29 protein-coding genes are annotated in these 25378 nt (G+C 55.6%); 16 read left to right on the top strand and 13 right to left on the bottom strand.

Annotation, left to right across the window (positions count from 1 at the left end):
• The coding region (locus TH5_RS21390; protein ID WP_147250155.1) for an adenylate/guanylate cyclase domain-containing protein at nucleotides 1-1478 on the top strand (1478 nt) is incomplete at its 5' end.
• 60 nt (nucleotides 1479-1538) lie between these two features.
• Here the strand turns inward: TH5_RS21390 and TH5_RS21385 are convergent.
• Together TH5_RS21385 and TH5_RS21380 are read right to left on the bottom strand one after the other, a co-directional pair.
• Nucleotides 1539-1988 (bottom strand): DUF1465 family protein, encoded by a 450-nt coding sequence (locus TH5_RS21385; protein WP_114123574.1) that lies wholly within the window; start codon nucleotides 1986-1988, stop codon nucleotides 1539-1541.
• Between the two features lie 446 nt (nucleotides 1989-2434).
• Nucleotides 2435-2629, bottom strand: a complete 195-nt coding sequence (locus TH5_RS21380) for a DUF1192 domain-containing protein (protein ID WP_114123573.1) — start codon at nucleotides 2627-2629, stop codon at nucleotides 2435-2437.
• A gap of 80 nt (nucleotides 2630-2709) precedes the next feature.
• On the opposite strand from TH5_RS21380, the gene TH5_RS21375 reads away from it, so the two are divergent.
• The 4 genes from TH5_RS21375 to TH5_RS21360 all read left to right on the top strand — a co-directional run bounded on the left by TH5_RS21375 (nucleotide 2710) and on the right by TH5_RS21360 (nucleotide 5702).
• Nucleotides 2710-3732 (top strand): NAD(P)H-quinone oxidoreductase, encoded by a 1023-nt coding sequence (locus TH5_RS21375; RefSeq protein WP_114123572.1) that lies wholly within the window; start codon nucleotides 2710-2712, stop codon nucleotides 3730-3732.
• Nucleotides 3701-4030, top strand: coding sequence for a hypothetical protein (locus TH5_RS25390; protein ID WP_147250154.1), 330 nt, complete (start codon nucleotides 3701-3703; stop codon nucleotides 4028-4030). Before TH5_RS21375 ends, TH5_RS25390 begins: the two co-directional genes overlap by 32 nt.
• A 12-nt stretch (nucleotides 4031-4042) precedes the next feature.
• Nucleotides 4043-4723 (top strand): DUF1013 domain-containing protein, encoded by a 681-nt coding sequence (locus TH5_RS21365; protein WP_040060006.1) that lies wholly within the window; start codon nucleotides 4043-4045, stop codon nucleotides 4721-4723.
• Nucleotides 4724-4892: 169 nt separating this feature from the next.
• Nucleotides 4893-5702 carry a DeoR/GlpR family DNA-binding transcription regulator gene (locus TH5_RS21360; protein WP_114123570.1) on the top strand — a complete coding sequence of 270 codons (810 nt, stop codon included), beginning with the start codon at nucleotides 4893-4895 and terminating at the stop codon, nucleotides 5700-5702.
• A 10-nt stretch (nucleotides 5703-5712) separates the two neighbouring features.
• Here the strand turns inward: TH5_RS21360 and TH5_RS21355 are convergent, their stop codons facing one another.
• Complete coding sequence (locus TH5_RS21355; protein WP_114123569.1) at nucleotides 5713-6612, bottom strand: LysR family transcriptional regulator; 900 nt, start codon at nucleotides 6610-6612, stop codon at nucleotides 5713-5715.
• Nucleotides 6613-6719: 107 nt separating this feature from the next.
• Here TH5_RS21355 and TH5_RS21350 point away from each other — a divergent pair, with 107 nt between their 5' ends.
• The 4 genes from TH5_RS21350 (at nucleotide 6720) to TH5_RS21335 (ending at nucleotide 10065) form a co-directional block, all read left to right on the top strand.
• A complete protein-coding gene (locus TH5_RS21350; protein ID WP_114123568.1) occupies nucleotides 6720-7292 on the top strand; it encodes a GNAT family N-acetyltransferase in 573 nt (190 codons plus the stop codon).
• Complete coding sequence (locus tag TH5_RS21345) at nucleotides 7289-8533, top strand: MFS transporter (RefSeq protein WP_114123567.1); 1245 nt, start codon at nucleotides 7289-7291, stop codon at nucleotides 8531-8533. Before TH5_RS21350 ends, TH5_RS21345 begins: the two co-directional genes overlap by 4 nt.
• Nucleotides 8534-8690: 157 nt before the next feature.
• Nucleotides 8691-9386: a YfbU family protein gene (locus TH5_RS21340; protein ID WP_114123566.1), complete on the top strand. Its 696-nt coding sequence runs from the start codon at nucleotides 8691-8693 to the stop codon at nucleotides 9384-9386.
• Nucleotides 9387-9594: 208 nt separating this feature from the next.
• Nucleotides 9595-10065 (top strand): hypothetical protein, encoded by a 471-nt coding sequence (locus TH5_RS21335; protein ID WP_147250153.1) that lies wholly within the window; start codon nucleotides 9595-9597, stop codon nucleotides 10063-10065.
• A 514-nt stretch (nucleotides 10066-10579) separates the two neighbouring features.
• Here the strand turns inward: TH5_RS21335 and TH5_RS21330 are convergent.
• Both TH5_RS21330 and TH5_RS21325 read right to left on the bottom strand, forming a co-directional pair.
• Nucleotides 10580-12520, bottom strand: coding sequence for a propionyl-CoA synthetase (locus TH5_RS21330; RefSeq protein WP_279627773.1), 1941 nt, complete (start codon nucleotides 12518-12520; stop codon nucleotides 10580-10582).
• Between the two features lie 406 nt (nucleotides 12521-12926).
• Complete coding sequence (locus TH5_RS21325; protein WP_007091085.1) at nucleotides 12927-13091, bottom strand: YdcH family protein; 165 nt, start codon at nucleotides 13089-13091, stop codon at nucleotides 12927-12929.
• Nucleotides 13092-13206: 115 nt separating this feature from the next.
• Here TH5_RS21325 and TH5_RS21320 point away from each other — a divergent pair, with 115 nt between their 5' ends.
• Nucleotides 13207-13824 carry a UbiX family flavin prenyltransferase gene (locus TH5_RS21320; protein WP_114123563.1) on the top strand — a complete coding sequence of 206 codons (618 nt, stop codon included), beginning with the start codon at nucleotides 13207-13209 and terminating at the stop codon, nucleotides 13822-13824.
• Nucleotides 13825-13839: 15 nt separating this feature from the next.
• Here the strand turns inward: TH5_RS21320 and TH5_RS21315 are convergent, their stop codons facing one another.
• Nucleotides 13840-14313: a TIGR02444 family protein gene (locus tag TH5_RS21315; protein WP_114123562.1), complete on the bottom strand. Its 474-nt coding sequence runs from the start codon at nucleotides 14311-14313 to the stop codon at nucleotides 13840-13842.
• A gap of 39 nt (nucleotides 14314-14352) precedes the next feature.
• The gene (locus tag TH5_RS21310; RefSeq protein WP_097052993.1) at nucleotides 14353-15459 is read right to left on the bottom strand and encodes an ATP-dependent 6-phosphofructokinase; all 1107 of its coding nucleotides are present in this window, start codon (nucleotides 15457-15459) and stop codon (nucleotides 14353-14355) included.
• Nucleotides 15460-15578: 119 nt separating this feature from the next.
• Here TH5_RS21310 and TH5_RS21305 point away from each other — a divergent pair, with 119 nt between their 5' ends.
• The gene (locus TH5_RS21305) at nucleotides 15579-15785 is read left to right on the top strand and encodes a YdcH family protein (RefSeq protein ID WP_007091089.1); all 207 of its coding nucleotides are present in this window, start codon (nucleotides 15579-15581) and stop codon (nucleotides 15783-15785) included.
• 77 nt (nucleotides 15786-15862) lie between these two features.
• Here TH5_RS21305 and TH5_RS21300 read toward each other — a convergent pair whose 3' ends face one another.
• Nucleotides 15863-16705 carry a GGDEF domain-containing protein gene (locus TH5_RS21300; RefSeq protein ID WP_114123561.1) on the bottom strand — a complete coding sequence of 281 codons (843 nt, stop codon included), beginning with the start codon at nucleotides 16703-16705 and terminating at the stop codon, nucleotides 15863-15865.
• Between the two features lie 264 nt (nucleotides 16706-16969).
• On the opposite strand from TH5_RS21300, the gene purE reads away from it, so the two are divergent.
• The 3 genes from purE to TH5_RS21285 all read left to right on the top strand — a co-directional run bounded on the left by purE (nucleotide 16970) and on the right by TH5_RS21285 (nucleotide 19473).
• Nucleotides 16970-17470, top strand: a complete 501-nt coding sequence (gene purE, locus TH5_RS21295) for a 5-(carboxyamino)imidazole ribonucleotide mutase (protein ID WP_062958324.1) — start codon at nucleotides 16970-16972, stop codon at nucleotides 17468-17470.
• Nucleotides 17471-17567: 97 nt separating this feature from the next.
• Nucleotides 17568-18662 (top strand): 5-(carboxyamino)imidazole ribonucleotide synthase, encoded by a 1095-nt coding sequence (locus TH5_RS21290; RefSeq protein WP_114123560.1) that lies wholly within the window; start codon nucleotides 17568-17570, stop codon nucleotides 18660-18662.
• 163 nt (nucleotides 18663-18825) lie between these two features.
• Nucleotides 18826-19473 carry a thermonuclease family protein gene (locus TH5_RS21285; protein ID WP_114123559.1) on the top strand — a complete coding sequence of 216 codons (648 nt, stop codon included), beginning with the start codon at nucleotides 18826-18828 and terminating at the stop codon, nucleotides 19471-19473.
• Nucleotides 19474-19569: 96 nt separating this feature from the next.
• Here TH5_RS21285 and TH5_RS21280 read toward each other — a convergent pair whose 3' ends face one another.
• Genes TH5_RS21280 through TH5_RS21265 form a run of 4 tightly spaced genes read right to left on the bottom strand, consistent with a single transcriptional unit; the run spans nucleotide 19570 to nucleotide 22597 of the window.
• Nucleotides 19570-20265 (bottom strand): COQ9 family protein, encoded by a 696-nt coding sequence (locus TH5_RS21280; protein WP_114123558.1) that lies wholly within the window; start codon nucleotides 20263-20265, stop codon nucleotides 19570-19572.
• Entirely contained in the window at nucleotides 20266-20868 is a 603-nt protein-coding gene (gene def / locus TH5_RS21275; protein ID WP_114123557.1) for a peptide deformylase, read from the bottom strand. It abuts the gene before it with no gap.
• Nucleotides 20869-20925: 57 nt separating this feature from the next.
• Nucleotides 20926-22158, bottom strand: coding sequence for an HlyD family secretion protein (locus tag TH5_RS21270; RefSeq protein ID WP_114123556.1), 1233 nt, complete (start codon nucleotides 22156-22158; stop codon nucleotides 20926-20928).
• Nucleotides 22151-22597: a hypothetical protein gene (locus TH5_RS21265; protein ID WP_114123555.1), complete on the bottom strand. Its 447-nt coding sequence runs from the start codon at nucleotides 22595-22597 to the stop codon at nucleotides 22151-22153. The genes TH5_RS21270 and TH5_RS21265 overlap by 8 nt, the downstream gene beginning before the upstream one ends.
• 329 nt (nucleotides 22598-22926) lie before the next feature.
• On the opposite strand from TH5_RS21265, the gene rpsU reads away from it, so the two are divergent.
• Nucleotides 22927-23130: a 30S ribosomal protein S21 gene (gene rpsU, locus TH5_RS21260; RefSeq protein ID WP_062953404.1), complete on the top strand. Its 204-nt coding sequence runs from the start codon at nucleotides 22927-22929 to the stop codon at nucleotides 23128-23130.
• 137 nt (nucleotides 23131-23267) lie between these two features.
• Complete coding sequence (locus tag TH5_RS21255) at nucleotides 23268-24005, top strand: GntR family transcriptional regulator (protein ID WP_208638509.1); 738 nt, start codon at nucleotides 23268-23270, stop codon at nucleotides 24003-24005.
• Between the two features lie 64 nt (nucleotides 24006-24069).
• Here TH5_RS21255 and TH5_RS21250 read toward each other — a convergent pair whose 3' ends face one another.
• Complete coding sequence (locus tag TH5_RS21250; protein ID WP_114123554.1) at nucleotides 24070-25377, bottom strand: TRAP transporter large permease; 1308 nt, start codon at nucleotides 25375-25377, stop codon at nucleotides 24070-24072.
• Between the last annotated feature and the right edge of the window lies 1 nt (nucleotide 25378).

Below are 25378 nucleotides of genomic sequence, written 5' to 3'. Positions count from 1 at the left end.
GTGCCCCGGCCCCGGCCGCCGTCGACCCCCAACCGGTTTCAAGCCCGGACCCGAAACCGCTGCCCTCAAAGGCAAAGCCATCTGCCCGGGACGAAAGCCCCAGTCTGGTCGGCGTCGTTCTGAAACTGATGATTGCCTTTTGCGTTGCGATTGCAATTGGTCTGGCCGCAATGCTTGGTGCCTCGCACGGGCTTGAATATCTGCCGCGTATGGGTGTTTCGATCAGTCAGGGCTTTTACGACAAAGCCAATTTCATATCCTTCATTGTCGGCTTCCTTGCCAGCGCGACACCGATGCTGATGAGCATCACACGCAAGTTCAAGGGCAAGGCCCGCACGGCACCGATGCAGCAACCCGTTGCCCGGCAACCGGTCAAAGCCGTGCGCAAGACAGCATCACCAAGCAGACCGTCCTTATCCCGCGGTTTTGCCGAAATGGCGGCCGAGGCTGCGCGTTCTGAAAACGAAGCAACGCCTGATACGGACGCGGATGAAACCGACGATGCCAAATCCGCATCCGAACAGTGCGATGACGGCATCCCCGATCAGCCAATGACCGTAACGCCCGCACTCCAGGCCACGCGCGAGGTCATGAAATCCTTTATCGCCGGTTCGATTGAAGCCATCAAGCGCACGGTTCCGAATATGGACGCCTATCATAAATTCGGCGTCAATCTTTACGTTGCCGGTGCCTGCGATGCCTGCAGCGAAAAGAACGCCCTTGAAGGGCGGCAGGGACGCAGTGTCTTAAAGGACTGCATTTCCGCCCTTGGCGCGACCGGCAGTATGGCCGACACCTTCTGCAAGAATGTCGACAGCTATATCCTGGAACCGAAATACAAGGATATGTATGGCGCGGGCAGAAGCTCCATGGACGCCTATATGAAGGACGAGCGCAGCATCACCACATCGGTATCCCGCGCCATTGCGGCCTGGACCGAGAAGCCGACCGGCGCACCGGCTGCCGCTGGCGGCAAGAAGCTGCATGCCCTGATGTTTACCGATATCGTCAATTCGACCCAGATGACACAGCAACTGGGCGATGTCGGCGCCCAGCAGATGGTCCATATCCATAACCAGATCGTGCGCACCGCCCTGATCAACAATTATGGCAAGGAAGTGAAGCATATGGGGGACGGCATCATGGCTGTCTTCCCGTCATCTGCAAGCTCCGTCGAAGCCGCAATCGAGATACAGCGCAACATGGCCCAGCATAATGGCCGCGATGAATTGAAATTCCAGATTCGCATCGGCATCAATGCCGGCGAAGCCATTACCGAAGAAAACGACCTGTTTGGCAGCGTTGTTCAACTTGCCGCACGTGTCTGCGCACAGGCCGGTGGTGATGAAATTCTGGTGTCACAGAACGTCAAGGATACCTATGCCGGTAGCCGGGCCGCCTTCACATCCAAAGGCACACGCCAGATGAAGGGCTTTGCCGAACCGATAGAAGTCTTTGCCGCCACATCGCGCGCCTGATTGACGTCGTCACGCGCACACGAAACACCCCTCCCCCTAGCAAAGCAGCCAAAACCCTGTTCAGGCCGAACAGCGTGCGGCAACCTGAAGTTCCATACGCGCCGTTCGCATGTAAAGTGAATGGGCACGTTCCATAAGATCAAGAAGGGCTGGCGGGAATTCTGTTGCTTCGTCGCAATCGCCACGAACACAGATTTGCAGATCAACCATCAGATCATCAAGATCAACGGCATCTTCCCAATCAATCTCGCCCTCTTCGACCGCACGCACCGCAAGCAGCCAGGCCATCGCCCGGATAAGGCGACTGGTCATGCGCATCTCTTCAACGAATTGCGTCATTCTGGCACTGCCATGAAGCCCACGGCGGGATGCGGTTCGATTGGCGGAAAGATAATTACGCGCCTCCACCAGCAGGGTGAAAGCCTCGTCATAGGTTCGCGAAAAAGGAACGATCGCGAAGTTGCTTTGATAGGGGTGCCCGATCTCGGTCGGGTGATCCTTATTTGCCATACCGCTTATATGGGAAACGGAGACCGGGCTTCAAGCATCCGCCAGAATTTGCCCTGAATTTGCCCCGAAATAGAAAGACCGCCCCAAAGGGCGGCCTTGCCTCAACCTGCTAAACTTGCCGGACTTTTTTGTTATTCTTGATCTTGTTTGTGGCCGAACTCTAGCCAGCGGTTGGCAAGGGGTCAAGGTAATAAATGTCGGAAATATGACAGTACGTATTAATACGTACCGAAATGCGCATAAAGAGTACGTAGAAGGCGAAAACATAAAAAGAACCGCCCTGAATTTGGGCGGTTCAGTTTAACAGGGAGGCATCGAAACATCACGTTCGACAAGGGGCCAAGCTCTGGCCCACTACTCATATATAAGACGGGAAGTTTAAGATTCAATTAACCGGAGGTTTAAAAATATATCCTCACGTTTAAGGTTTTGGCGCACCCATCCCGTCAGTTCTTGAAAAGCGCCTCGGCCCCGGCACGCACGCCATTGCGATGCTCCATGGCCGCGTCGACGCGCACCAGTTCCTGTTCAAGTGCGGATCGATAATCGACAAGGTTTTCAACCGACATTCCGTCAAGGTTCCGCGGCAGGCCGAACATCGCGGCCAAAGGTTTTTGCAGGTCGTCTTCTTCCACAGTCATCCTCCTTTGACATTTTGCCCTTGGCGGTTTTGCCGCTATTACATAGTGACCGAATTTATCATTCGCTATGGAGTTTTGTCATGACCTTGCCAGACGACCTTGCCCCAGACCTTGCCAAAGACATGAAGGCAATCGAAATCCGTATTGACGGCGAGAACCGGTATCTTGCCGCTGGCAAAGTCGCGATGCCGGAAATTGCGCAGGGCGAAGTTCTGGTTCGCATCCATGCCGCCGGGGTCAACCGGCCCGACCTGATGCAGGTGGCCGGTATGTATCCGCCGCCGCCCGGCGCATCGGAAATTCCGGGGCTGGAGCTTTCGGGAGAAATTGTCGCCATCGCCCCCGATGTCACGACATGGAAGGTTGGTGATCGGGTCTGTGCGCTGGTCACCGGCGGCGGCTATGCCCAGTACGCCTCTGTCCCCGCCGCGCAATGCCTGCCAATCCCGGCCGGTCTTTCCATGACAGAAGCCGCAAGCCTTCCCGAAACCTTCTTTACCGTCTGGCATAATGTGTTCGACAAGGCCGGGCTGAAACAGGGCGAAACATTCCTTGTTCATGGCGGGACATCGGGGATTGGCACAACCGCGATCCAGCTTGCCAGGGCATTTGGCGCGCGCGTTATCACAACGGCGGGGACTGATGACAAATGCCAGGCCTGTCTGGACCTTGGCGCGGACATCGCCATCAACTACAAAACACAGGATTTCGTCGAAGAGGTCAAAACCGCAACCGGTGGCAAGGGGGCGGATGTCATCCTTGATATGGTCGCAGGCGATTATGTCAGCCGCAATTTCAAGGCGGCTGCTATGGAAGGAAGGATTCTGATCATTGCCTTCCTGAACGGTCCCAAGGCCGAAACCAACTTTACCCCGCTTCTGTTAAAACGCCTGACCCTGATGGGATCAACCCTGCGCGCACAGCCCGTCGCCAACAAGGGCGCAATCGCCCGGAAACTTCGCGAACAGGTCTGGCCGCTATTTGAAAACGGCACGATCAAACCGGTCATTTACAAAACCCTGCCGATGGATCAGGCCCAACAGGCGCACGAGATTTTGCAGGGTGGCGCACATGTTGGAAAAGTGGTACTGGAAGTGCCTTGATCGTTTACGGATGCGGGTTGAAGGCATATCGATCACCATCGACTTCACCCTTTCCCGGCAACTGGCCTTTGATTGCGGGACGAAAAGAAATATTCTTTTCGATAACCTGCAACAGATTGTTGCTTTTAACCGCACATTGATCGAAAAGAGCGCTGTGGCGGTTCCAGCGACGCGCGGCACCCACTTTGGGTTGCCTTTGCAGCGTTGCCGGAACACCAAAACAGATTATATTCTGGGGCAAATATTCCCGCGTTTTTGGGGTTCATCCCATCGCCGGTCTCCAGATGAGAAAGAGTAAACAGGAGGAATTATGGCTCAGCCCCTCATGCCCAAAGCAACGGCCGTATGGCTTATCGACAATACCGGCTTGTCGTTCCGGCAGATTGCAGCCTTTACCGAGCTGCATGAACTGGAAATTCAGGCCATCGCCGATGGCGATGTCAATCAGGGGATTGTCGGCCTTGATCCGGTTGCCAATGGTCAGTTGACCAAAGACGAGATCGCCCGCTGCGAAGCCGATCCGCGTGCATTGCTGAAAATGGCAAAGTCCGACCTGCCGCGTCCGCGTGCGCACGGCAAAGGGGCACGTTACACCCCGGTTTCCAAACGCCAGGATCGCCCGAATGCGATTGCATGGCTTCTGAAACACCATCCGGAACTTTCGGATGCGCAGATTTGCAAACTGATCGGCACCACCAAGGACACGATTGGCAAAATCCGCGACCGTACGCACTGGAACTCGGCCAACCTGACGCCGCGCAACCCGGTGACCATGGGTCTTTGCATCGAACTTGACCTTGAAAAACAGGTCGTGATCGCACGCAGCAAGAACCCGGAAAAGGTCGTCAAGAATGTCGAGCCCGATCCGCTGCCCGAAGAATTGCAGATCAATCCGGAACCGGATTATCCCGGCAAGAAAGACGATCGCAAAAAAGACGAACCCAAAACATCCGATTACATGGAAGCAGCAGAAAACCTGTTCCGCTCCTGATCGATGCAAAGGCCGCCCACCGGGGCGGCCTTTTCTCTTTGGTGGCCAACCCAAAAGCGAATATGTTTTGTTTCATATGAATGCCGTGAAACGGTAATATTCCTGAAATGAACACGACATAACATTCGTTTAAACAAAAACCGCAAAACAATCGCCAAAGAAGCATCTCATGCAAAAACGTCCGACAGAACGTCAGGCCAGTATCGTTGAACTTGTCCGCGCTGACGGTTTCAAGACCATTGAACAGCTTGCCGAACGTTTTCAGGTAACCCCGCAAACCATCCGACGCGATGTAAACGCTCTTTGCGACGAAGGATTGCTGCGCCGTCGCCATGGCGGGGTTGAACCGGCACTTGAACATGAAAACATCGCCTATCGGGCGCGCAAGGTTCTGCATGTGAATGAAAAGCGCAAGATCGCGGCACTGGTCGCGCGCGCCATTCCCGATGGCGCCTCGCTGTTCTTTTCAATCGGCACCACGCCCGAACTGGTGGCAAGTGCGCTTTTGCAGCATCGCGGTTTGCGGATTTTCACCAACAACCTCAATGTGGCCTATGTCGCCGCCACCAATGACAGCTTTGACGTCACCCTGATTGGCGGCCGGTTGCGCAATCGCGACCGCGATGTCCTGGGACCAGAGGTCGAGGCCTTCTTTAACAGCTACAAGGTCGATTACGGCATTTTCGGCGTTGGCGGCATTGATGCCGATGGCAGCCTGCTTGACTTTGACGAACAGGAAGTCCGCGCACGTTCTGCCATTCTGACCAATTCGCGCCAGACCTATCTGGTGGCTGATCATACCAAGTTTGGCCGTAACGCCGTGGTACGTGGTGGCTCCGTCACACAGGTCACCGCCTTCTTCACCGATTGCCCGCCACCCGCTGCCATCACCCAGATGATCGAAAAAAACGGGGTTGCGCTGCATATCCCCGAACCGAACGCCGAATTCCCGACTTTCTACGTCCCCGAAGAAGACTAGAGTCAGGACTCTAAGCTCCGGTCCAGTCCCGTGCCGCCGCAATCAATCCGTTGCGGACTTCACGCAATCCGCTGCCCATCACCTTGTCCCGCCGGACCACAATCGCCAGACTGCGCGCAAGGTCCGGTGCCAGCTTGCGGGTTTTGATCGGGAACTGCGTGCGGCCCAGCCGCGCGCCCATGGCAGGCAAAATCGTTGCCCCCAACCCGGCCCCAACCAGTTCCTTGATCGCCTCGACACTGCCAAGCTCCATGATCGAATGCCCGGCAACACCCGCGGCACGCAGCCAGTCATCGACAATGGTGCGTGTCTGGCCACCGCGTTCATACAGAACCAATGGAATATCTGCCAGATCAGCCGGCCGGACCAGATCGGGCACATCCATCCCGTCGGGAAAGATCGCGACGAACGGATCGGTCAGAACCGGCACGATATCCAGACTGCGCCCGCTGGCGGGTAATGTCACCAGCCCGATATCAAGGCTGTTTTCCTCAATCGATTTCAGAACGTCACTGGTATTCCCGGTGCGAACGATGATCTCCAGCTTCGGAAAACGGCGCTGCAACTGTTCCAGAACCTTTGGCAGGAAATAGATGCACGCCGTCGCACCGGTCCCGATGCGCACCTGCCCCACCGTGCCGCTGGCAAATCCTGCCACCGCATCCAGGGCATTCTGAACGGACGCGTCAATCTCCCCCACACGGTCCAGCAATGCCTGCCCGGCGGGTGTTGGCATCGCACGCTTGCCGACACGCTCAATCAGACGCACGCCAAGACGATCTTCAAGCTGGCGGATCTGCTGACTGATCGCAGGCTGGCTTAAATTCTGTCGTGCCGCAGCGGCGGAAAAACTGCCAAGTTCGATCACATCGGCAAAGGCATGCATCTGATCAAGGTTAAGGCCACGCATCTAAAACTATTCCTTATGATTTGCATAAGAATACAAATCTTATCTTATCTCATGCGACCGGCTAATGTCACGCCATACAGTTAATTTCTGATATGGAATCCCGATCAATGTCGACCGATACACTGCCCGCCGCCGCCAAAACGTCCGATCTCGTCATACGCGATGCCGACCCTTCCGACATTGCCGCGATCACCGCGATTTATCGCCACCATGTTCTGACCGGCACCGCATCGTTCGAAGAAATCCCGCCGTCTGAGACCGAAATCACCAATCGCTTTGATGCCATTCGTGGCTATGGCCTGCCTTATCTGGTCGCCCTGCGCGGTGATGTCGTCGTCGGTTATTGCTATGCCAGTCTCTATCGTCCGCGTTCGGCCTATCGCCACACGGTGGAAAATTCGATCTATGTCGCGCCGGGTTGCATCGGCAACGGGATCGGTGCAGCCTTGATGGCGGCTCTTCTGGAACGCTGCGAAGCAGGTCCATGGCGGCAGATGGTGGCGGCCATCGGCGATAGCAAAAACCACGCATCCATTGCCCTGCATCGGAAATTCGGCTTCGACATGACCGGAACCTTCCACAATGTCGGCTACAAATTTGGCAAATGGCTGGACTCCGTCATGATGCAACGCCCGCTTGGCTCCGATAAACCACTCATCCCCGGCCCGGCGGATAAATGATCACCCGCGCACTTGTCATAAAGCTGGGGCTGGGGCAGTTGATCAGTTGGGGCACGGCCTATTATCTGATTGGCAATTTCGGAACCCTGATCGCCCAACATCACGGCTGGTCCAGCAGCGTGGTCTATGCCGGTTTTTCGACAAGCCTTCTGACCATGGCGGTCGTCTCGCCCTTTTGCGGCAGGATGATCGACCGTCACGGCGGGCGGATCATCATGACGCTGGGGTCCTGCCTCAATGCCCTTGGCTGTCTGATCCTTGCATTCGCCGATCAGCAGGTGCTGCATTTCATCGGCTGGATCGTTCTTGGGCTTGCCATGCGTGCCAGTCTTTATGATGCCGCCTTTGCAGCACTCGCCCGGATTGGCGGGCGCGATGCCAGACGGGCAATGGGGCAGATCACGCTTTTTGGCGGTCTGGCATCAACCGTCTTCTGGCCGCTCGGGCATTTGATCCAGTCGGAATTTGGCATCACAATCGCCCTTGTTGCCTATGCCGGTTTTGCCTTGCTGACCGTTCCGATGTACGCCGCCATCCCCGATGCCCGACATGGCAGACCTTCGGGAACCGACACCCGTCCGACCGATAATGCCAACGACGTCGGTGACACCGGTGACGCCGGGGACGCCGATGATCAGGGATTGGCAACACATCAACGATTGTGCGGTTTTCTGTATGCCGTGATCGTCACCCTGCTCAATGTCGTGAATGCCGCGATGTCGGCCCATATGATCGCCATCCTGATCGGGCTTGGCTTAACAACCGCCGCCGCGATCGAAGCCGCATCACTCCGCGGCATCGGACAATCAGCCGCCCGTGCGGCCGAAATCCTGTTTGGCAAACGCATCGCCCCGGCAAGTCTGACATTGTTTGCCACGGCCGTTTTGCCGCTATGCTTCGTCCTGGCTTTCTGGGGGGATCAGTTTGCGATTGCCGCCATGACCTTCACCCTGCTTTACGGGGCGGCAAACGGGGTTCTTACGATCACCCGCGGAACCCTTCCCCTGATGATATTTGGCAATGCGCGCTACGGTCATCAGGTCGGTCGATTACTGGTGCCGGGTTTTATCCTCTCCGCCCTTGCGCCCAGCCTTTACGAACGCGCCATCGCACACTGGGGCCCCACGGGTGCCCTTTGGCTTTCCATCGGCCTGCTGGCCTGTGCCTTCGGTGCAGCCATGTGGCTTTACCTGCTGCTACAACCGCAAAGCTCCGAACCCCGCCCTTCCCCCACCGCCTGATAGGCCTTTCTCATAAAAGCCGTCCGCCAATCAAATCTGCGGGCGGTCAGGTTGTCGTGTAGCCAAAAATATGGCCCCGCAAAGATACGTACTTTTGTACGGTTGACTCGTACGTACTTACGGATTAAAATATCAAAATTCTCTATAGGAGTTTGGAATGACCCCGAAGACCGAACGATTCGAAATGCGCCTCGACCCAACTCTCATGAGCAGACTGGACCAATGGAGTGCCGAAAATGGTGGCGTTTCGCGAGCAGAAGCGGCGCGCGAACTAATCCTGCATGGCTTGGACAGAACCAATCGGCACGGTGTCCATTTTTCCGATGGGGAGAAGTTGATAATTGCTATGCTGGCCGATCTTCACAAAGAAGAAAGACGCCGCGAAATTGATACCTCAAAAGTGATGGAAGCAATTTATGGCGGCCATCTTTGGGCTCTTAAGTGGGAAATGCAGGGGCTTTTTCATAACCATGTAGATAGCCCCGGCGTGGTTAGCTTGGTGGTAGATGTTCTCGATATGTGGAACTTTATCGAGGAGGCCGTGGAAAAATTTTCCTCCACGGAACGCAAAAAGCTCGTGGACGAATTGGGAGCGATAGGAGAAACCCCAAAATTCCACGGCTTTGACGGGAACTATGAATCTGACTATGTGGGTGTAGCAGACCACTTGATCAATCGGATGAAACGGTTTCAGCGGTTCAAGGGACGTGAACTGAATTCCCATAGACCGGTTGTTACCCGATATGCGCAAATGGCGCAGAAGTTTGAACCGATCCGTGCAAATCTTGGTATGCGCCAAACGATTAGGCTCTCATTGAGTGAGGTGACTGCTCTTTTGAAGCTCGACACCTAATCGGCAGGAGCGCTCTGCACTAATATCGCGAGTATTCACTATGTCGAGTTAGGTGCCCCACACGACTAATTATCCCGCCGATGTTATACTGCCCCTTTACGTCTCCTCCGATGAGGACCGGACGGTGACGCTCCTCACTCTGAACGTCCACAATATTGCAGGAAATTGTGGCAAACTGGCCCAAAACTATGGGCCATCGACATGAGATGTGCGTAGCTTTCTGTCCAAGGTCATGCGTCATTCCACAAGTCTCCTGACCATGCCCGAGTTGTCGCTGCCTTGCGCAAAGATGATCGATCCGCAGGACGGTCGAACCGCCATGCAATCCGTTCTGGCCTGCTCGGCTCCCACGGTCTGCCCCACACCATGCCCCCGCCATTCCGATGCGGCCCTTGCCACACTGGCCGGGCTTGGCGGACGTGATACAGGACGGGCAACGGACAAATCCCATGCTCGGCGTTCGCATGGTCTGGTGATCTGGCGGCCTGGCGGTTTCGCGGCTTGGCCATCTGGCATCGACGGAACTGTCGCCCCTGTCGATCTGATCCAGCCGCAATTCGGCTCTGCTGCAACCATCGTCGTCGCCATCGTCGCCAGTGCCGGGCTCGCCTCTCTCGGCCTGCCCACACATCCGGCACGTCCCCATGCCCAAGGGACACACTTCTCCCGTCATGATTAACAACCGTTTTTCGCAAATACCCCTTACGGGGCTATCGGACGTCACCGCCCGGACGCACATCCCCCGTAATGATTTTTCCACCCGTCATTGATGCCCCTTTGGCGACGTCGCCGTCGCCCTGTCGGACTGTCATATCGCTGAACAATCATTCTCGTTTTCCTGTCATTTCTTGTCTCTCCGGCCCGAAACGCAAAAACCCGCAAAGCGCATCACGCTTTGCGGGTTTTCGATCCGGGCCCATTTATCCCGTTGATTTTGTCTTTATGCCATAAACAAAAGAACAAATCAAGAACATTTTTCTGAAAAATCGAGAAAACTTCCGGTGGAAAACCCATACCTCAGAAAATGACATACTTTTCAATATCTTATGAATACCACCCTACACCGTTGCCTCTGGCAAGACCGCGCAGTCAATCCACCCCGGCCCGAATAAAATCCGCCCGCAGGATAAATCCGGCGGGCGGTCAAGTTGTCCCGTGCTTGTCCGGGCATTGGGAGTTTTCATTCCGTCAGATCACGCCGATTTGGCGTAACCGATATCTTTCAGGGCTTCAGCAATTTCCGGCAGAATGCCCGGATCATCAATGGTTGCCGGGGCGTTGTAGGCCTCCCCATCCGCGATGGATCGCATGGTCTTGCGAAGGATCTTGCCCGACCGGGTTTTGGGCAGGCGGTCCACGATGGTTGCCTGCTTAAACGCCGCAACCGGCCCGATCTGATCGCGTACCATCGCAACCACTTCCTTGATGATCGCCTCGTGCGGGCGGTCCACCCCGGATTTCAGAACCACAAAGCCAAGTGGCAATTGCCCCTTAAGGTCATCATGCACCCCGATCACGGCACATTCGGCAACATCGGGATGCCCCGAAAGGACTTCTTCCATCGCCCCGGTCGACAGTCGATGTCCAGCAACATTGATGATGTCATCGGTTCGCGACATGACATAGATATAGCCGTCCTCATCAATGAAACCGGCATCCCCCGTCGCGTAATAGCCCGGAAATTCTTCAAGATAGGCCGATTTGAACCGGTCATCATTATGCCAAAGGGTCGGCAATGTTCCCGGCGGCAGGGGCAGCTTGGCCACCAATGCGCCGATCTTGCCGCGCTCCAATGGTTTGCCGCCTTCATCCACCACCTGCACGTCCCAGCCACAGGCCGCGACCGTCGGCGAGCCATACTTGATCGGCAGCATTTCAATGCCCCGCGGATTGGCACAGATCGACCAGCCGGTTTCGGTCTGCCACCAATGGTCAATCACCGGCACGCCAAGGCTGTCTTCGGCCCAGTGCAGCGTATCGGGGTCGGATCGTTCCCCGGCAAGATAAAGCGCCTTCAGGCACGAAAGATCATAATTGGCCATCAACGCGGCCTTGGGGTCATCACGCTTGATCGCCCGGAACGCGGTCGGCGCGGTAAACAGGACCTTGACGCGATGCTGCGATATCACCCGCCAGAATGCCCCGGCATCCGGCGTTCCGACCGGTTTGCCTTCATACATCACGGTCGTGCATCCGGCCAGAAGCGGCGCATAAACGATATAGGAATGCCCGACGACCCACCCCACATCGGATGCTGCCCAATACACATCACCGGCATCGACGTCATAGATATTCTTCATTGACCAGTTAAGCGCCACCATATGCCCGCCATTGTCGCGCACGACCCCCTTGGGCTGGCCGGTGGTGCCGGATGTGTAAAGGACATAAAGCGGGTCGGTCGCGGCCACCGGCACACAATCAGCGGGTGCCGCCTTGGCGCATTCCGCCATCCAGTCAAAATCACGGCCATCAATCAGCGGGGCCGAACATTGCGCACGCTGGAACATCAGCACGGATTCGACCTTGTGCTTCGCCTGATCAATCGCCCGGTCCAGAAGCGGCTTGTATTCGATCACCCGCGATCCTTCGATACCGCAACTGGCACTCAGGATAAGCTTGGGCTTCGCGTCATTGATCCGGGTTGCAAGCTCGTTTGATGCAAACCCGCCAAACACGACGGAATGGATCGCACCAATGCGCGCGCACGCCAGCATCGCCATCGCCGCCTGCGGGATCATCGGCATATAGATGATCACCCGGTCCCCCTTGGTCACCCCCTTGGCGTGCAGGGCCCCGGCAAGGCGGGCGACTTCATCGCGCAACCGGTTATAGGTGAATGTTTCAATCGTATTGGTGACCGGGCTGTCATAGATCAGGGCTGCCTGTTCACCGCGACCGTTTTCGATATGACGATCCAGCGCGTTAAAGCAGGTATTGACCATCCCCCCTTCAAACCAGCGATAAAACGGCGCGTTGCTGTCATCAAGCACACGGTCCCATTTCTTGTACCAGGACAGATTTTCCGCAGCCTCGGCCCAGAAACCTTCCCTGTCCGTGATCGAACGATCATAGATTTCCTGATAGCGACCCGTCATTTGTGAAACTTCCTCCCGCGCGTCTGGATCTTTGCCCAAATATACGCGTCTGGCTTGTGTGCTGCGTTACCGCGACATCATCATCCGCAACCGTTGTGACATCGCCTGCCCGATCTGTATCAAGGGTGAAATATAGGGCTCACCCATAATTCGGCATCATAATACCGATTTAAATTTCCAATGCCCCTTAGACATTGGTAGAGGGCGGAAAACCGGGATTTTTGCGGATTGAAATCAATCCAGAAAACATCTTTCCGCGTATGCTGTTTCATACAGATCGGAACGCCGGAGGATGCTTACAAGAATGCCGCCTCTCGTTGTGGGCGACAAGCGGAGGCGGCAAAAAATGAAGGGACTGATCCTGTCGTCAGGAGATGCATTTTTCAGGCAATCGGCGCAGCCTTACCATCACGCTGTGCGGATTTTGCCAGCATCCTCTTGACGGCTAATGGGTTATTCGACTTATCTCGTCCTTGATTTCGAGCTTGCGGCGTTTAATGTCTGCGACACGGGAATTGTCTGGCGCCGGGCGGCGCTGCTCGTAGTGGAGTTCCTGCTCAAGTGCAGCATGTTTGGCAGTGAGAGCTTCGACATGGGATTGAACACTCATTCGCCTACTCCTCAGTTCTGACATTGCCCACACATTGATGGTAGTAATTCTGTAATATGATTTCCAGTCTTTCGACGACGCAATCGTTCAAATAGTGACCCGGATAAAACATAAAATGTCTCAAAAGGATCGACTTATCATTGGCATAACCGGCGCGTCCGGGGTGATTTACGGCATCCGTTTTTTACAGCTGCTGAAAAATTCGCCAATCGAGACTCACCTGATCCTTTCAAAGGCGGCAGAGCGCACAATCGCCTATGAAACCGATTTTAAAATCCGCGATATCAAAGAGATGGCAGACGTCATCCATGACAATGCGGATATAGGCGCATCGATCGCATCGGGTTCATTTCGCGCACGTGGCATGATCATCGCCCCCTGCTCGATGAAGTCCCTGGCCGAGGTCGCAAGCGGAGTCGCAGACAATTTGATCGCCCGTGCCGCCGATGTGGTTCTCAAAGAACGCCGTCGACTGGTTCTGATGGCGCGCGAAACGCCGCTTCATGCCGGCCATATCCGCAATATGGCACTGGCCACCGAAAACGGTGCCATCATCGCACCGCCGGTGCCCGCCTTCTATGCGCGGCCGCAATCGCTCGATGAAATGGTCACGCAAAGCTGCGGCCGTATTCTCGATCTGTTTGATATTGATCTGCCGGAAACGGCACGCTGGGGCGATACGGACGCCGAAAACCACATCCCGGTCACTGGCAAAGCGCGCAAAACGGATTAATCAGCAGCCACCTTATTACGCCTTCGGGCTTAACAGCATGCAGGCGCGAAGCCGTTCCAGCGCGGCATCACATTCCGGCTGGCTCAGATCAAAGCGGGTCGGCGACAAATAAGCCCGTGCCGGGGCCATCCGATCACCGGCCGGGATGGTTTCGACCGCGTCGCACAACAGCTCCTGCTCGATCCGTTCGGCGTTCAGTTCGTCATTCTTGATTTTGGTGCGCAGCTTTTGCGCACTGTCCCAATCAGCATTCCGCAAAAAGCGACGGATATTGCGCAATGGCACAATCACCTGTTCACGCCAGTCCCGTACCGCGTTTTCAAGGGCGGATATGCTATGCGGTGCCAGCCCCTTCTGGCCAAGATAGAACATAAACAAAAGCATGTTCACATCCAGATCACATCGTTCCTGCAATTCAAGACACAACGGCGCAACGCCGTTCCGTCCATACATCTCGACCGTAAAGGTCCAGACTTCCTCAGCCTTCATATCCAACCTGTCTGTTTTTATGTAAATGCGGCCTGTTGATCAGACCGTTTTTGCCGTCCGAGCCGTTTTGGGCGGATGGCCGATATAGGCACCAAGCCCCTTTGCGGTCGATACCATGGTTCCATTGGTATCGACAAGCCGCGGGCCGACAATCACATCGGCCATTGCAACATCAATCACCTTGCGCTTTGACCAGGCGACCACACGGTCAAAACTTTTCTGCGCAATCAGGTCCACCGCATGCACCCCGAATGCCGATGCAATGACCCGGTCACGCGGCGATGGAATCCCGCCGCGCTGCACGTGGCCCAGCACGGTCACACGGGTTTCCCATCCGGTCCGCGCGCCCAATTCGTCCGCCAGCCAGTGTCCGATCCCGCCATAGCGTACTTTCTGGCCGTCATCACCTTGCGTGACCGCGGCCCCGTCATCGCGCTTGACCGCCTCGGCGACGATCACCAATGCATGATTGCGCCCGCGTTTGCGGATATTCAGGCAATGCTCGGTCAGGGCATCCAGATCGTAATCCATTTCCGGGATCAGGATCGCATCCGCCCCGCCGGCAACCCCGGCAAACAGTGCAATATGCCCGGCATCGCGCCCCATGACCTCAAGGATCATGATACGGTCATGCGACGCAGCAGTCGGCTGCAAACGATCAAGTGCCTCGACCGCAACATTGACTGCCGTGGTAAAGCCCACCGAATATTCCGTCAGCGCCAGGTCGTTATCGATGGTTTTGGGAATCCCCACCAGATTGATGCCACCCATTTCGGCCAACCGGTGCAGGATCGCCATGCTGCCATCCCCGCCAACACCGATCAGCGCATCCAGCCCAAGCTTATGATACCCGGCGATCACCTCGGCCGAACGGTCGGCAAAACTGCCATCTGGCATCGGATAATGGAACGGATCGCCCTTGTTGACGGTACCAAGAATCGTACCGCCAAGGCGCAGCATTCCGTCATTATTCACGTAATCGTTCAGATCAATCGCCTGCGGCGGATCCTGCATCAATCCGTGGGTTCCCTGCCGGATGCCGACCACGTCCCAGCCATAGCCAAGCACTGCGCGACGCACCACTGCCAGAATGACGGCATTCAGGCCCGCACAATCGCCACCGCTCGTCAGAATTCCGATCCGCATCCGTATCCTCCGTCTCATCTGGTCTTATTCACTAGTCAGATTACAAATCATATGGGTTGCCAACCCGAATTCTGATAGTATTACAGGCTCTTCGCGTCGCTAACCAAGCTGGATCAAAAATGGACGAAATCAATCAGATCGCGGTTGAAAAAAGACTGCTGTTTCTGCGCGAGGAACATCGTGATCTCGATATAGCAATCGAACAATTGGCCCATGGGGCCCATCACGATCAGTTGCGTCTGGGCCGCATGAAAAAGCGTAAACTCGCACTCAAGGACGAGATTCTCTATCTCGAGTCGCAGCTGGTCCCGGATATTATTGCCTGAAAGGCAACGCGCCCGTTGGTAACGGGCGCGGGTTACAGACCAAATCCTGCATTCGGATCACAACATACGCGGTCACTTCAAAGCCCGCTTGGAATCCGCTGCAACTGAGCCGATTTCATTTCCTTTTCGGCACGCAGGGCATAATCCACAGATACCAGTGCCTCGTGGGCGGTGTCGCCCGCTTTGACATGATAAATACCAAACACCGGAATAATGGTGACGTATTTGCCGTTCCAGAAAAACGGATGCTTTTTCAAACGCCGGGTGATGGCATCGCCACGTTGCCAGGCATCCTGTTCATCCATGTTGTAAAGCAGCGCGATAAAATCGTTGCAGCCAAGATAACCAACCTGATGGGGCAGCATGATGAATTCGGTTATCGTCCGGTACAGGAAGGTAAACACCCCTTCCTTGCAGCCATGGCCATGACGCTGCAAAACATCATCAAGATTTGCAATCTCGCACAACATAAGCGCGCGCGTCGTCCGGTCCGATCCGACCAGTGCCATTTCGTTTTCAACAATCTGCATGAAGCTGTTGCGGCTTAACGCCCCGGTGAATGGGTCTCGGCCCTCTGCCCGGGTCAGTTCAATCTGATGACGTTGCAGTTCCGCAAGGTTTTCAGTCAGGCCGTTCACACGCAGCATCAACCGCGCAATCGCCTTTTCAACAGCCGGTGTCACCTGCGCGTCCGGAATGCCAAGAACATCCGCAATGTCATGAATATTGGCCGGAACCGGAGGTTCGGCGCTCAGGATATCGCGATTGACGATATCAACCTGATGCTGATCGGGATCAGGCACACCTTTTTTACGCACAGGCCTGCCATAGGTGTACGCGGCATAGGGATTGGATGGATACCGTCCATCTCCCGCCGCCATCGATGATGGCGTGGCGGAACCGGGTCTCGTGACTTTCATGTCTGCCCTCTCTTGTGCTACCTGCACAGAGATAAAAATTGATATGAATAACTATAAACCCAAAATACTTATACTTCACTTAAATTATCAACTGTAAGCAAGGATAAGATACCTACCCTTATGGCTACCTGACGACGACAGGAAAAGCCCCGCGAAATTATCCCGAAAACAGTGCCATATCAGGCGACCGGCAGGCTTGCATGATCACCCTTCCTGCCTATAATGCGGGCCTTCTGATAACGCGCGACAAACGGAGCCGCCAGCATGAGCGATCAACGCCCGGTCATCGGCATTATCATGGGCAGCCAGTCCGACTGGGAAACCATGAAAAATGCAGCAGATGTCCTCGATGCGCTGCAAGTCCCCTACGAGACCAAAATCGTATCAGCCCATCGCACCCCGGATCGTCTGTATGACTATGCCAAATCCGCAAAGTCGCGCGGCCTTAAGGTGATTATCGCCGGTGCAGGCGGTGCCGCCCACCTGCCGGGCATGGCTGCGGCCATGACCCCGCTTCCGGTTCTGGGTGTTCCGGTGCAAAGCCGCACGCTTAAAGGCCTTGATAGCCTTCTGTCGATCGTTCAGATGCCGGGCGGCGTTCCGGTCGGAACACTGGCAATTGGCTCCGCAGGGGCGAAAAATGCCGGCCTGATGGCCGCCGGGATCATGGCACTGATGGATGATGCGCTGGCCGGGCGTCTTGATGACTGGCGCGCACAGCAGACTGACGCGGTCGCCGAAGAACCGGTTGATCCCGCACCGTAAGCTTTCAGCGCGCCCAAACGGGCGCGTTTTTCTTTGGCATCATTCAGGTCAATGATGCCCGCCCCGACTGGGGAATGTGAAGGAATTCGAGGAATAAATGACGCAGGATTTCGCGACACGCATCATCGCACCGGGCAGCACGATTGGCATCATGGGCAATGGCCAGCTTGGCCGTATGGCCGCCCTTTGCGCGGCTGAACTTGGTTATAAGGTCCATGTTTTCGGCCCCGGAACGGACAGCCCGACCGAACAGGTCTGTGCCAAGGCAACAGTTGCCGATTACACCGATCTGGATGCGCTTCGCGCCTTTGCCTCCGATGTAGATGTCGTGACGTTCGAGTTCGAAAACGTGCCGCATGACAGCGTGAAACTGCTATCCCAACTGGTGCCGGTCCGCCCGGGCTGGAAATGCCTGCATCTGTCGCAGAACCGCCTGCGTGAAAAGACCTTCTGCAATGAAAATGGTATCGGCACGGCACCTTTTGCCGCCGTCCTCTCACTTGCCGATCTTAAAGCCGCCATTGCCAAACTTGGGCGTCCCGCCGTGCTTAAAACCACCGAAATGGGGTATGACGGCAAGGGTCAGGTCAAAATCACCGACGAAACCAGCCTCGATGACGCATGGGCTGAAATGAACGGTGCCGAAGCCATTCTCGAAGGCTTTATTTCGTTCGAACGCGAAATCTCGGTCATTGTCGCGCGCGGGGTCAAGGGGGACACCGCCTGCTTCTGCCCGGTTGAAAATGTTCATACCAATCACATTCTTGATGTCACGATTGCCCCGGCAAAGATTCCCGCTGATCTTGCCAAAAAGGCAGAAGACATCGCCACCCGTCTGGTCGAGGCCATGGAATTTGTCGGGTTGCTGGCCGTCGAAATGTTCGTCACGACCGATGGCGACGTTCTGGTAAACGAAGTTGCACCGCGCCCGCATAATTCCGGCCACTGGACGATTGATGCCTGCATCACCAGCCAGTTTGAACAATTCATCCGTGCCGTGTGCGGCCTGCCTTTGGGCAATCCGGCCCACCATTCAAATGCGCGGATGAAGAACCTTCTGGGGCATGACATAGATGACTGGCAGGCAATTTTGGCCGAGCCGGATGCAAAACTGCACCTTTACGGCAAAGCCGAAGCCAAAGCCGGACGCAAGATGGGCCATATCACCTGGCTCCTGCCCAAAGAGGGCTGATTTCACCCTTCATACAATTTGCATCAATGCCCCGGAACATCACGGTTTCGGGGCATTTTTCGTTAGATCACAGGCACATCGCCTGGCAGGCAGTTTCTTCCTGTCAAACTGGCATTGCGCTTGCTGTTATCCCGGCAGGAAATTCTTTTCGGGTAACAGTCTGATGAAAAAACTTCTTCTCGTCCTCGCAATCATAACCGGCTTTGCATCAGCCCATGGCGCAAACAATGCCGCCAATGCCGCACCGGGGGCCGCCGGTTTCCCCGATGTGTTGCAGGGCGATCAGCTCCGGTTTGGCAATATGATTGTCGAACTGTTTGGTATCCGCGCCCCACGACCGGGCATGATCTGCCGGGCGGGCAATGTCGAGTTTCAATGTGGTGCGGCTGCAGCACAGGCGCTTGATCGCATCATCGAAAACTATGCCGTCGCCTGCCAGCAGGTCTCAGACTCCCAGCTGTTCCCGATGCTGACCGAATGCCGCATGGGGCAGACCGATATCAACCGTTTGCTGCTGCGTGCCGGCTGGGCAATTGTCGACATGAACAGTTGCGACGGCAATCCAAACTGCCTGACCTATTTGGCAGATCAGGCTCACGCCAAGGAAAACCGCAAAGGCATGTGGATGGGTGACCTGCCCCACGAACTGGTTGCACTGGCCGCCAAACCAAAATTGATTGAGGCCGACCTTCGCGACGACAAAGCGGCCCCGGCAAATAATACTGGCGCACCGTTCAGCATCAATCTTGCCGCCGAAATGGAACAGGCAAACAAACCCGACACAACGCTTCTGAGTTTCCTGATGCGCTAGGCGCAATCACGCTGTTACCGCTGTTATCCAACGCAAAACGCCGCCCTGCATGGGGTGGCGTTTTGTTTGAACAAATGGGCCGAAATCTGTCCTGTTCTATGCGCTGAACTGGCGGCGGACCCGACCGGGCGTCGGCATGCATTTCGCCAGCTTCGCGCCAAGCTTGAACGGGGTCGCGGCAAATTTACCCGCCTTTTTCACCGTTCCGGTGATTTTCGGGATTTGCATGACATTGCCGATCCGGCGATCCAGAAAAGCCCAGCTGTCTGCATGGCCTTCGGATTTGTCATCCAGCCAGTAGACAAGGGTTGAGCCATAAACCCCCGCCAGCAGCATCCGCTTGGTGTACCAGTTATGATCGGTCGATGTATCACCGGCCGCAATCCACATCTTGTCCACCGTACCATGCGTCAGCTTAAGACTAAGCGGTACGTTTTGCGGCAGGGTCAGATAGGAAAGGGCGGCGCGCACCGTATCCTTTTCGTGTTCCACCAGCGACAGTCGGGTTTTGACCGCGGTTGCAATCCGTTCGCGGATTTTCATCGATGGCAGATCAAGCATGTCGAGTTCCTCGACCATTTTGCGATCCGTCATCTCGACATAGGTAATGATTGCCTGACGAATACCGCCGGGGAACAGACGGTCAACCTCGCCCATGGCAAGATCAAGGTCTTCGGCGCCGCTACGAAGGGCGGCCATCGTCCAGCCGTCGAACGGCACATGCTCAAGTGCCGCTGTGACCAGTGCCTCGCGCTGCATACGCAGGCGGTTCATGCTTTCGGAAACGGTCATTCAGGCCTCCTTGCTGTCGTCATCGGCATTTTCATCCGAACCTTCGCCAGATGATGCCGCCTGTCTGAAGGTCGTTTCGGGCGGATTGTCACGCAGTTCATCGGCAAAGCCCAGAAGCGCCATGTCTTCCATACGTTCAGGGTACATCACCCCGATCAGATGGTCATATTCGTGCTGAACGACGCGCGCATGGAACCCGCCGGCAATGCTTTCGACTTCGTCACCATACTCATTTAACCCGCGATAACGGATTTTGTTCCAGCGCGGCACAACGCCCTGCAGCCCCGGAATGGAAAGACACCCTTCCCAGCCATCAACGATTTCATCGCCAATCGCCTCGATTTCCGGATTGATCAGTACGCTTAACGGTACTTCCGCATCATCAGGATCATCGCTTTTGCGAAAGGCCGGGACATAAAAAACCATGATCGCCTTGGACTGAAACACCTGTGGCGCCGCAAGACCAACGCCTCCGGCATCCTTCATGGTGTCCTTCATATCCGCGATCAGACGCTGGATTTCGGGATCAAGCGGGTTCTCGACCCGGTCTGCGACCCTGCGCAGAACCGGGTGGCCCATCCGGGCAATTTTAAGGATCGACATGGCCCTATATCCAACCAAAACGGCATGGCTGTAAAGCCCCTACACGTGATCAGTCACCTAATGAGCCGACAAAACCAGCGTCTGTACCGGCCAGAGCAGCGCCTGAATACGCAGCAGCAAGGCATGCACGATCCCGACCGTCTGCACCATGTGCAGGAACAACCATTCGCCCGTACCGATTTCCGGGTTTTCAAGCTGAGCATGGGTATTGGTATAGGCATTGGCAACGCACTGGCTGCCCCTTGGCACATCCTTGATCTGCTCAGGATAAAGCGGGATCATTTTGGCAAGGAATGTGCCCGGCACGGCCCGTTCCGAGATATCAAGCAATCTGTCGGTCGGGCGGAACTGACCGGCGGCGATCACCGGCTGCACGCTGGTTACCAACATCGGAATTACTTCAAACGGCAGCGACGCACACGACATTTCCGCAAGAATTCCGGCTTTGACAACCTGGGCGGAAACCTGCTGGAACCCGGCCTGGAATACGACCTCCTCGGGTTCGGCTGGTATAAGGATACCGGCTGGACGCAGTAACGGGTTAACCACATCACCGATCTGCAATGCAAACTGCTGTATCTCGCCATCGACACCAGCCCTGACAACGGTTTTGCCAAGGGCAACCTCGGCCGAGCGCAGGGATGCTTCCGCACTGGCAAGCTGGGCTGGCAACAGCGTTTCCATTTTGGTTTCCACGGCATTGACGTTGGCCTTTGCCGCATTGACCGCTCCCTGACGCGTGGTTAAGGCCACTTCAAGCCGTTCGACCTCCCGCCGTGAAACCGCATTGGTACCGCGTGACAGAAGATCGGATTTGACCGCTAATTCCTCGCGCACCTGCTCATACGCCCCTTGCGCTTCTTCAAGATTCCCGTTCGCCACCGCAAGATCAGCCTGCGTTACCGCCATCTGTGCACGGATTTCCTGCACCTGCTGCTGGGCGATTTCAACCGCCTCGGTTTCCGTGCGATCATCAAGGCGGAATAACGGCTCGCCCGATTTTACCCGATCATCGTTATCGACATAAATCTCGACCACGCGGCCGTTTTTCTCCGGCAAAATGGTCAGGGTACGATAGAAGGACGCAACGTTCTGACTTGACGGGTGGTAATAAAAAATCAGCGTAATCAACGAAATCGTCAGGATCGCACATCCGACAATCCCGTAGCGCAACTCGTACCAGACCGAAAACAGGGTGATTTCCTTGCCGATACGTTTACCCTGCGCATATCGGCGTACAAGGTAGTCAGGCAGGATGGTAAAAATGGAACATAACATAAGTTCAAACATCTTTACGGTCCTCCTGCTCTGTCACGCTGGGGATACCGGTCGCGACTTCGCCATCAGCAACATGTTCTGATTTGACCGAGTCGCTCATTGCCCCCTTCTGCCTTGCCATTGCCTTCACGGCATCGGCAATCGCATTGATCGGGGTATAAAAATCGGGAACCTGAACCACGGCGATCACCAAGGCCGCCAGCCAGAACAGGTTATTATGGGTAAACAGCGCCAGAAGCGTCAGGATACTGATAAGCTGTATTTGCGTGTGATTGGCATGATGGGCCAATCTTTCGGGCAGCGCGTGCAAACTCAGATAAAGCGCGCCAAGGCCAAACACCGCCAGAACGACAGACCAGATAACAATCGTGAACAGCACATCCGACTGCCCCGGTCCGGTGATGAAGAACGGCGCATGCGCAACTGCCGCCTCCCGCAAACTGATTTCCATCGCTATACCCCGCCCCTGCCCTGAAGGCTTCGAATTGTTCGTGTCTGATCACTATACCCTCATTGCAACTGCCAAGGGTATATTTTTCAAAAGGATGCCGTTACTTCTGGTATGCATAAAGCTAACGACATCCGCCTCGAACTTTTGGAATCCTGGCACCGGGACTACCTGGTCATCCAATGAACGCCACAGGCGAATATCCCCTTCCCTCTTTTCTTTTGCGCAGCTTTACACTATATAAAGCCCACGGTCATACAGGCCGTGCAACCAACCGGAGGGCATGATGCTCTTCCGGGTGTTTTTGTTTTTTTGAAAGGAGCGTGGTTTCCGTGCAGGTAATCGTTCGCGACAACAATGTCGATCAGGCTCTGAAAGCGCTTAAGAAAAAGATGCAGCGCGAGGGCATTTTCCGTGAGATGAAACTCCGTCGCCACTTTGAAAAGCCGTCGGAGAAGAAAGCTCGCGAAGGGGCGGAAGCAATCCGTCGTGCCCGCAAGCTGGAGCGTAAGCGCGTCGAGCGCGAAGGCTTCTAGTCTTTTTCACTTTCGGGGTTCCTCGAACGTGACTGTACGATCGGTTTTGGCTTGCTAAAACCGGACCCGTGCGCCAAGCCCGCCTCGGAGCAATCCGGGCGGGTTTGGTTTTTGTAGCCCAGCATGAAAGCAAGCAGATGGCGCACAGCAAATCGCCCAACAGCCCCGCACTAAAGAACGGCATGCAATCCGAAAATGTCCGTCCACGCGGCTCGGGCGTCAAAACCGTGTATGAAGAACTGCGCCGCGGCATTCTCGATCTTTCAATTCCGCCGGGAACCCTGCTTGACGAGGCACAGCTTTCCACACGCTTTGCCATGTCGCGCACCCCCATCCGCGAAGCACTTGTAAAACTGGCGGCCGAAAATCTGGTTACCACTCTGCCCAATCGCAACACCATTGTTCCAGCCATCGATTTCGCCCGTTTGCCGGCATATTTCGACGCCCTGACACTGATGTACCGGGTATCGACCCGTTCTGCTGCACAGAACCACACCGAACAGGACATGGTTACCATCCGCCATTATCAGCAGGCCTTTGCCGATGCGGTCGAACGGCGCGACGCCCTGTCAATGATATCGGAAAACCGCGAGTTCCATGTCGCCATCGCACTTGCAGGCGCCAACAGCTATTACACCGATTTTTTCGCGCGCCTCCTTGATGAAGGCCGGCGGATATTGCGGCTTTATTATACGTCGTTCGATGACAGGCTACCGCGCCAGTATGTTCAGGAACACGAAGACATGGTGCGCGCCATTGCCGCCCGCGATGTCAGCTTGTGCGACAGCCTCGCCAAAGCCCATGCCGAGCAGATCGTACAGCAGATCCAAAGCTATCTGGGAAACGGCAAGCAATCCGGACTTGATCTGGGTTAACGTAGATAAAAAAGACGGGACCGGCGTTTCCACCGATCCCGTTCTGATGACAACCCGCTCCCTGCTAGAAACCGACGATCTTTGATGGCAACCAGGTTGCCGTCACCGGAAAGGCGGCAACCAGTATCAGAGTCAGTATCTGCAAGATGATGAAGGGCACTACGCCCCGGCACATCTGGCCATAAGTCATGTCCGGCGGGGCGATCGATTTCAGATAGAAAATCGACGATGCCATGGGCGGCGTTAGATATCCGGTCTGAATGACGATGATCACCATGGTTGCAAACCATATCGGATCAATCCCGGCACTGCGGATAAATGGCATGAAAAGCGGCACGCAAATCAGCACGTTTGCCGTCCAGTCCAGAACAAATCCCAGCACAAAGACAATCACCAGAAAGAATACGATCATCCCGACGGTTCCCAGCCCGGAACTGGTGATGAAGCTTCGGATCAGCATGCCGCCACCGTTTGCAGCAAACACCCCCATGAACATCGTCCCGGCAGCAACGATCAGCAGGATCATCGCAGAAATCCGGACCGTAATCGCAAGCGATTCCCGAAGGACCCGCAAATTGAACCGGCCATAGGCAATGCACAGGATCAGGGCACCGATGGCACCGACCGATGCCGCCTCGGTCGGCGATGCAATCCCGGCCAACAGAGATCCGAGAACCGCAACAATAAGCGCAACAACCGGAAGCAATGTTGAAAAGGTAATCCGCAGCTTTTCACCCAACGGCATTACCGGTTCGTCATCCTCGATCTTTTCGGGCGGCCATACCATCCCATGGATCAGAAGATAACCGATAAACAGCGCGATCATAATCAGCCCCGGGAAAACCATTCCGGCCAGAACTTCGCCCACCGACAATTGCGCAAGGGATGCATACATCACCGCAATGACCGATGGCGGGATCATCGTCCCCAGCGATCCACCGGCACAAATCGTTCCTGCGACCAGACTGTTGTCATAACGGTATTTCTGCATGGCCGGGATTGCCATCATGCCGATCATGACCTCGACCGCACCGACAACACCGGCCGCAGCGGCAAAAACTGCCCCCATGGCAATGGTCGCCACCGCAAGACCGCCCGGAAGACGCCCAAGCCAAAGCTGCATGGTTTTGAACAATCGTTCGGCAATACCTGACCGTTCAAGGATTGCGCCCATCAGGATAAACATCGGGATCGCCGACAGGATAAAGTTCGTCGCCGCCGAATAGAAACTGCCATAAAGCTGATTGAAGATATGGGGTCCAAAGGCAAACCACCCGGCCCCCGCGGCAACAATCGCCAGCGAAAAGGCGATCGGAATGCCCGCCAGGACAAGCGCAAACAGCCCCGGAAACATCAAGCCCGCAACAAGCATC

It is taken from the genome of Thalassospira xianhensis MCCC 1A02616, from assembly GCF_003326475.1.
Lineage (GTDB): Bacteria > Pseudomonadota > Alphaproteobacteria > Rhodospirillales > Thalassospiraceae > Thalassospira > Thalassospira xianhensis.
This window is presented reverse-complemented; position numbering and strand designations above follow the sequence as displayed.

What these genes read in the sequence shown, in the direction of transcription:
- TH5_RS21280 (WP_114123558.1), bottom strand. Translation starts at nt 20,265, where the DNA reads ATGACCGTTTCCGAAAGCATGAACCGCCTGCGTATGCAGCGCGAGGCA.
- TH5_RS21305 (WP_007091089.1), top strand. Translation starts at nt 15,579, where the DNA reads ATGGACGAAATCAATCAGATCGCGGTTGAAAAAAGACTGCTGTTTCTG.
- TH5_RS21340 (WP_114123566.1), top strand. Translation starts at nt 8,691, where the DNA reads ATGACCCCGAAGACCGAACGATTCGAAATGCGCCTCGACCCAACTCTC.
- TH5_RS21320 (WP_114123563.1), top strand. Translation starts at nt 13,207, where the DNA reads ATGTCTCAAAAGGATCGACTTATCATTGGCATAACCGGCGCGTCCGGG.
- TH5_RS21350 (WP_114123568.1), top strand. Translation starts at nt 6,720, where the DNA reads ATGTCGACCGATACACTGCCCGCCGCCGCCAAAACGTCCGATCTCGTC.
- TH5_RS25390 (WP_147250154.1), top strand. Translation starts at nt 3,701, where the DNA reads ATGTTGGAAAAGTGGTACTGGAAGTGCCTTGATCGTTTACGGATGCGG.
- TH5_RS21255 (WP_208638509.1), top strand. Translation starts at nt 23,268, where the DNA reads ATGGCGCACAGCAAATCGCCCAACAGCCCCGCACTAAAGAACGGCATG.
- TH5_RS21265 (WP_114123555.1), bottom strand. Translation starts at nt 22,597, where the DNA reads ATGGAAATCAGTTTGCGGGAGGCGGCAGTTGCGCATGCGCCGTTCTTC.
- TH5_RS21365 (WP_040060006.1), top strand. Translation starts at nt 4,043, where the DNA reads ATGGCTCAGCCCCTCATGCCCAAAGCAACGGCCGTATGGCTTATCGAC.
- TH5_RS21360 (WP_114123570.1), top strand. Translation starts at nt 4,893, where the DNA reads ATGCAAAAACGTCCGACAGAACGTCAGGCCAGTATCGTTGAACTTGTC.
- TH5_RS21355 (WP_114123569.1), bottom strand. Translation starts at nt 6,612, where the DNA reads ATGCGTGGCCTTAACCTTGATCAGATGCATGCCTTTGCCGATGTGATC.
- TH5_RS21250 (WP_114123554.1), bottom strand. Translation starts at nt 25,377, where the DNA reads ATGCTTGTTGCGGGCTTGATGTTTCCGGGGCTGTTTGCGCTTGTCCTG.
- TH5_RS21310 (WP_097052993.1), bottom strand. Translation starts at nt 15,459, where the DNA reads ATGCGGATCGGAATTCTGACGAGCGGTGGCGATTGTGCGGGCCTGAAT.
- TH5_RS21300 (WP_114123561.1), bottom strand. Translation starts at nt 16,705, where the DNA reads ATGAAAGTCACGAGACCCGGTTCCGCCACGCCATCATCGATGGCGGCG.
- TH5_RS21375 (WP_114123572.1), top strand. Translation starts at nt 2,710, where the DNA reads ATGACCTTGCCAGACGACCTTGCCCCAGACCTTGCCAAAGACATGAAG.
- TH5_RS21380 (WP_114123573.1), bottom strand. Translation starts at nt 2,629, where the DNA reads ATGACTGTGGAAGAAGACGACCTGCAAAAACCTTTGGCCGCGATGTTC.
- def (WP_114123557.1), bottom strand. Translation starts at nt 20,868, where the DNA reads ATGTCGATCCTTAAAATTGCCCGGATGGGCCACCCGGTTCTGCGCAGG.
- TH5_RS21315 (WP_114123562.1), bottom strand. Translation starts at nt 14,313, where the DNA reads ATGAAGGCTGAGGAAGTCTGGACCTTTACGGTCGAGATGTATGGACGG.
- TH5_RS21325 (WP_007091085.1), bottom strand. Translation starts at nt 13,091, where the DNA reads ATGAGTGTTCAATCCCATGTCGAAGCTCTCACTGCCAAACATGCTGCA.
- TH5_RS21290 (WP_114123560.1), top strand. Translation starts at nt 17,568, where the DNA reads ATGACGCAGGATTTCGCGACACGCATCATCGCACCGGGCAGCACGATT.
- TH5_RS21345 (WP_114123567.1), top strand. Translation starts at nt 7,289, where the DNA reads ATGATCACCCGCGCACTTGTCATAAAGCTGGGGCTGGGGCAGTTGATC.
- purE (WP_062958324.1), top strand. Translation starts at nt 16,970, where the DNA reads ATGAGCGATCAACGCCCGGTCATCGGCATTATCATGGGCAGCCAGTCC.
- TH5_RS21285 (WP_114123559.1), top strand. Translation starts at nt 18,826, where the DNA reads ATGAAAAAACTTCTTCTCGTCCTCGCAATCATAACCGGCTTTGCATCA.
- TH5_RS21385 (WP_114123574.1), bottom strand. Translation starts at nt 1,988, where the DNA reads ATGGCAAATAAGGATCACCCGACCGAGATCGGGCACCCCTATCAAAGC.
- TH5_RS21270 (WP_114123556.1), bottom strand. Translation starts at nt 22,158, where the DNA reads ATGTTTGAACTTATGTTATGTTCCATTTTTACCATCCTGCCTGACTAC.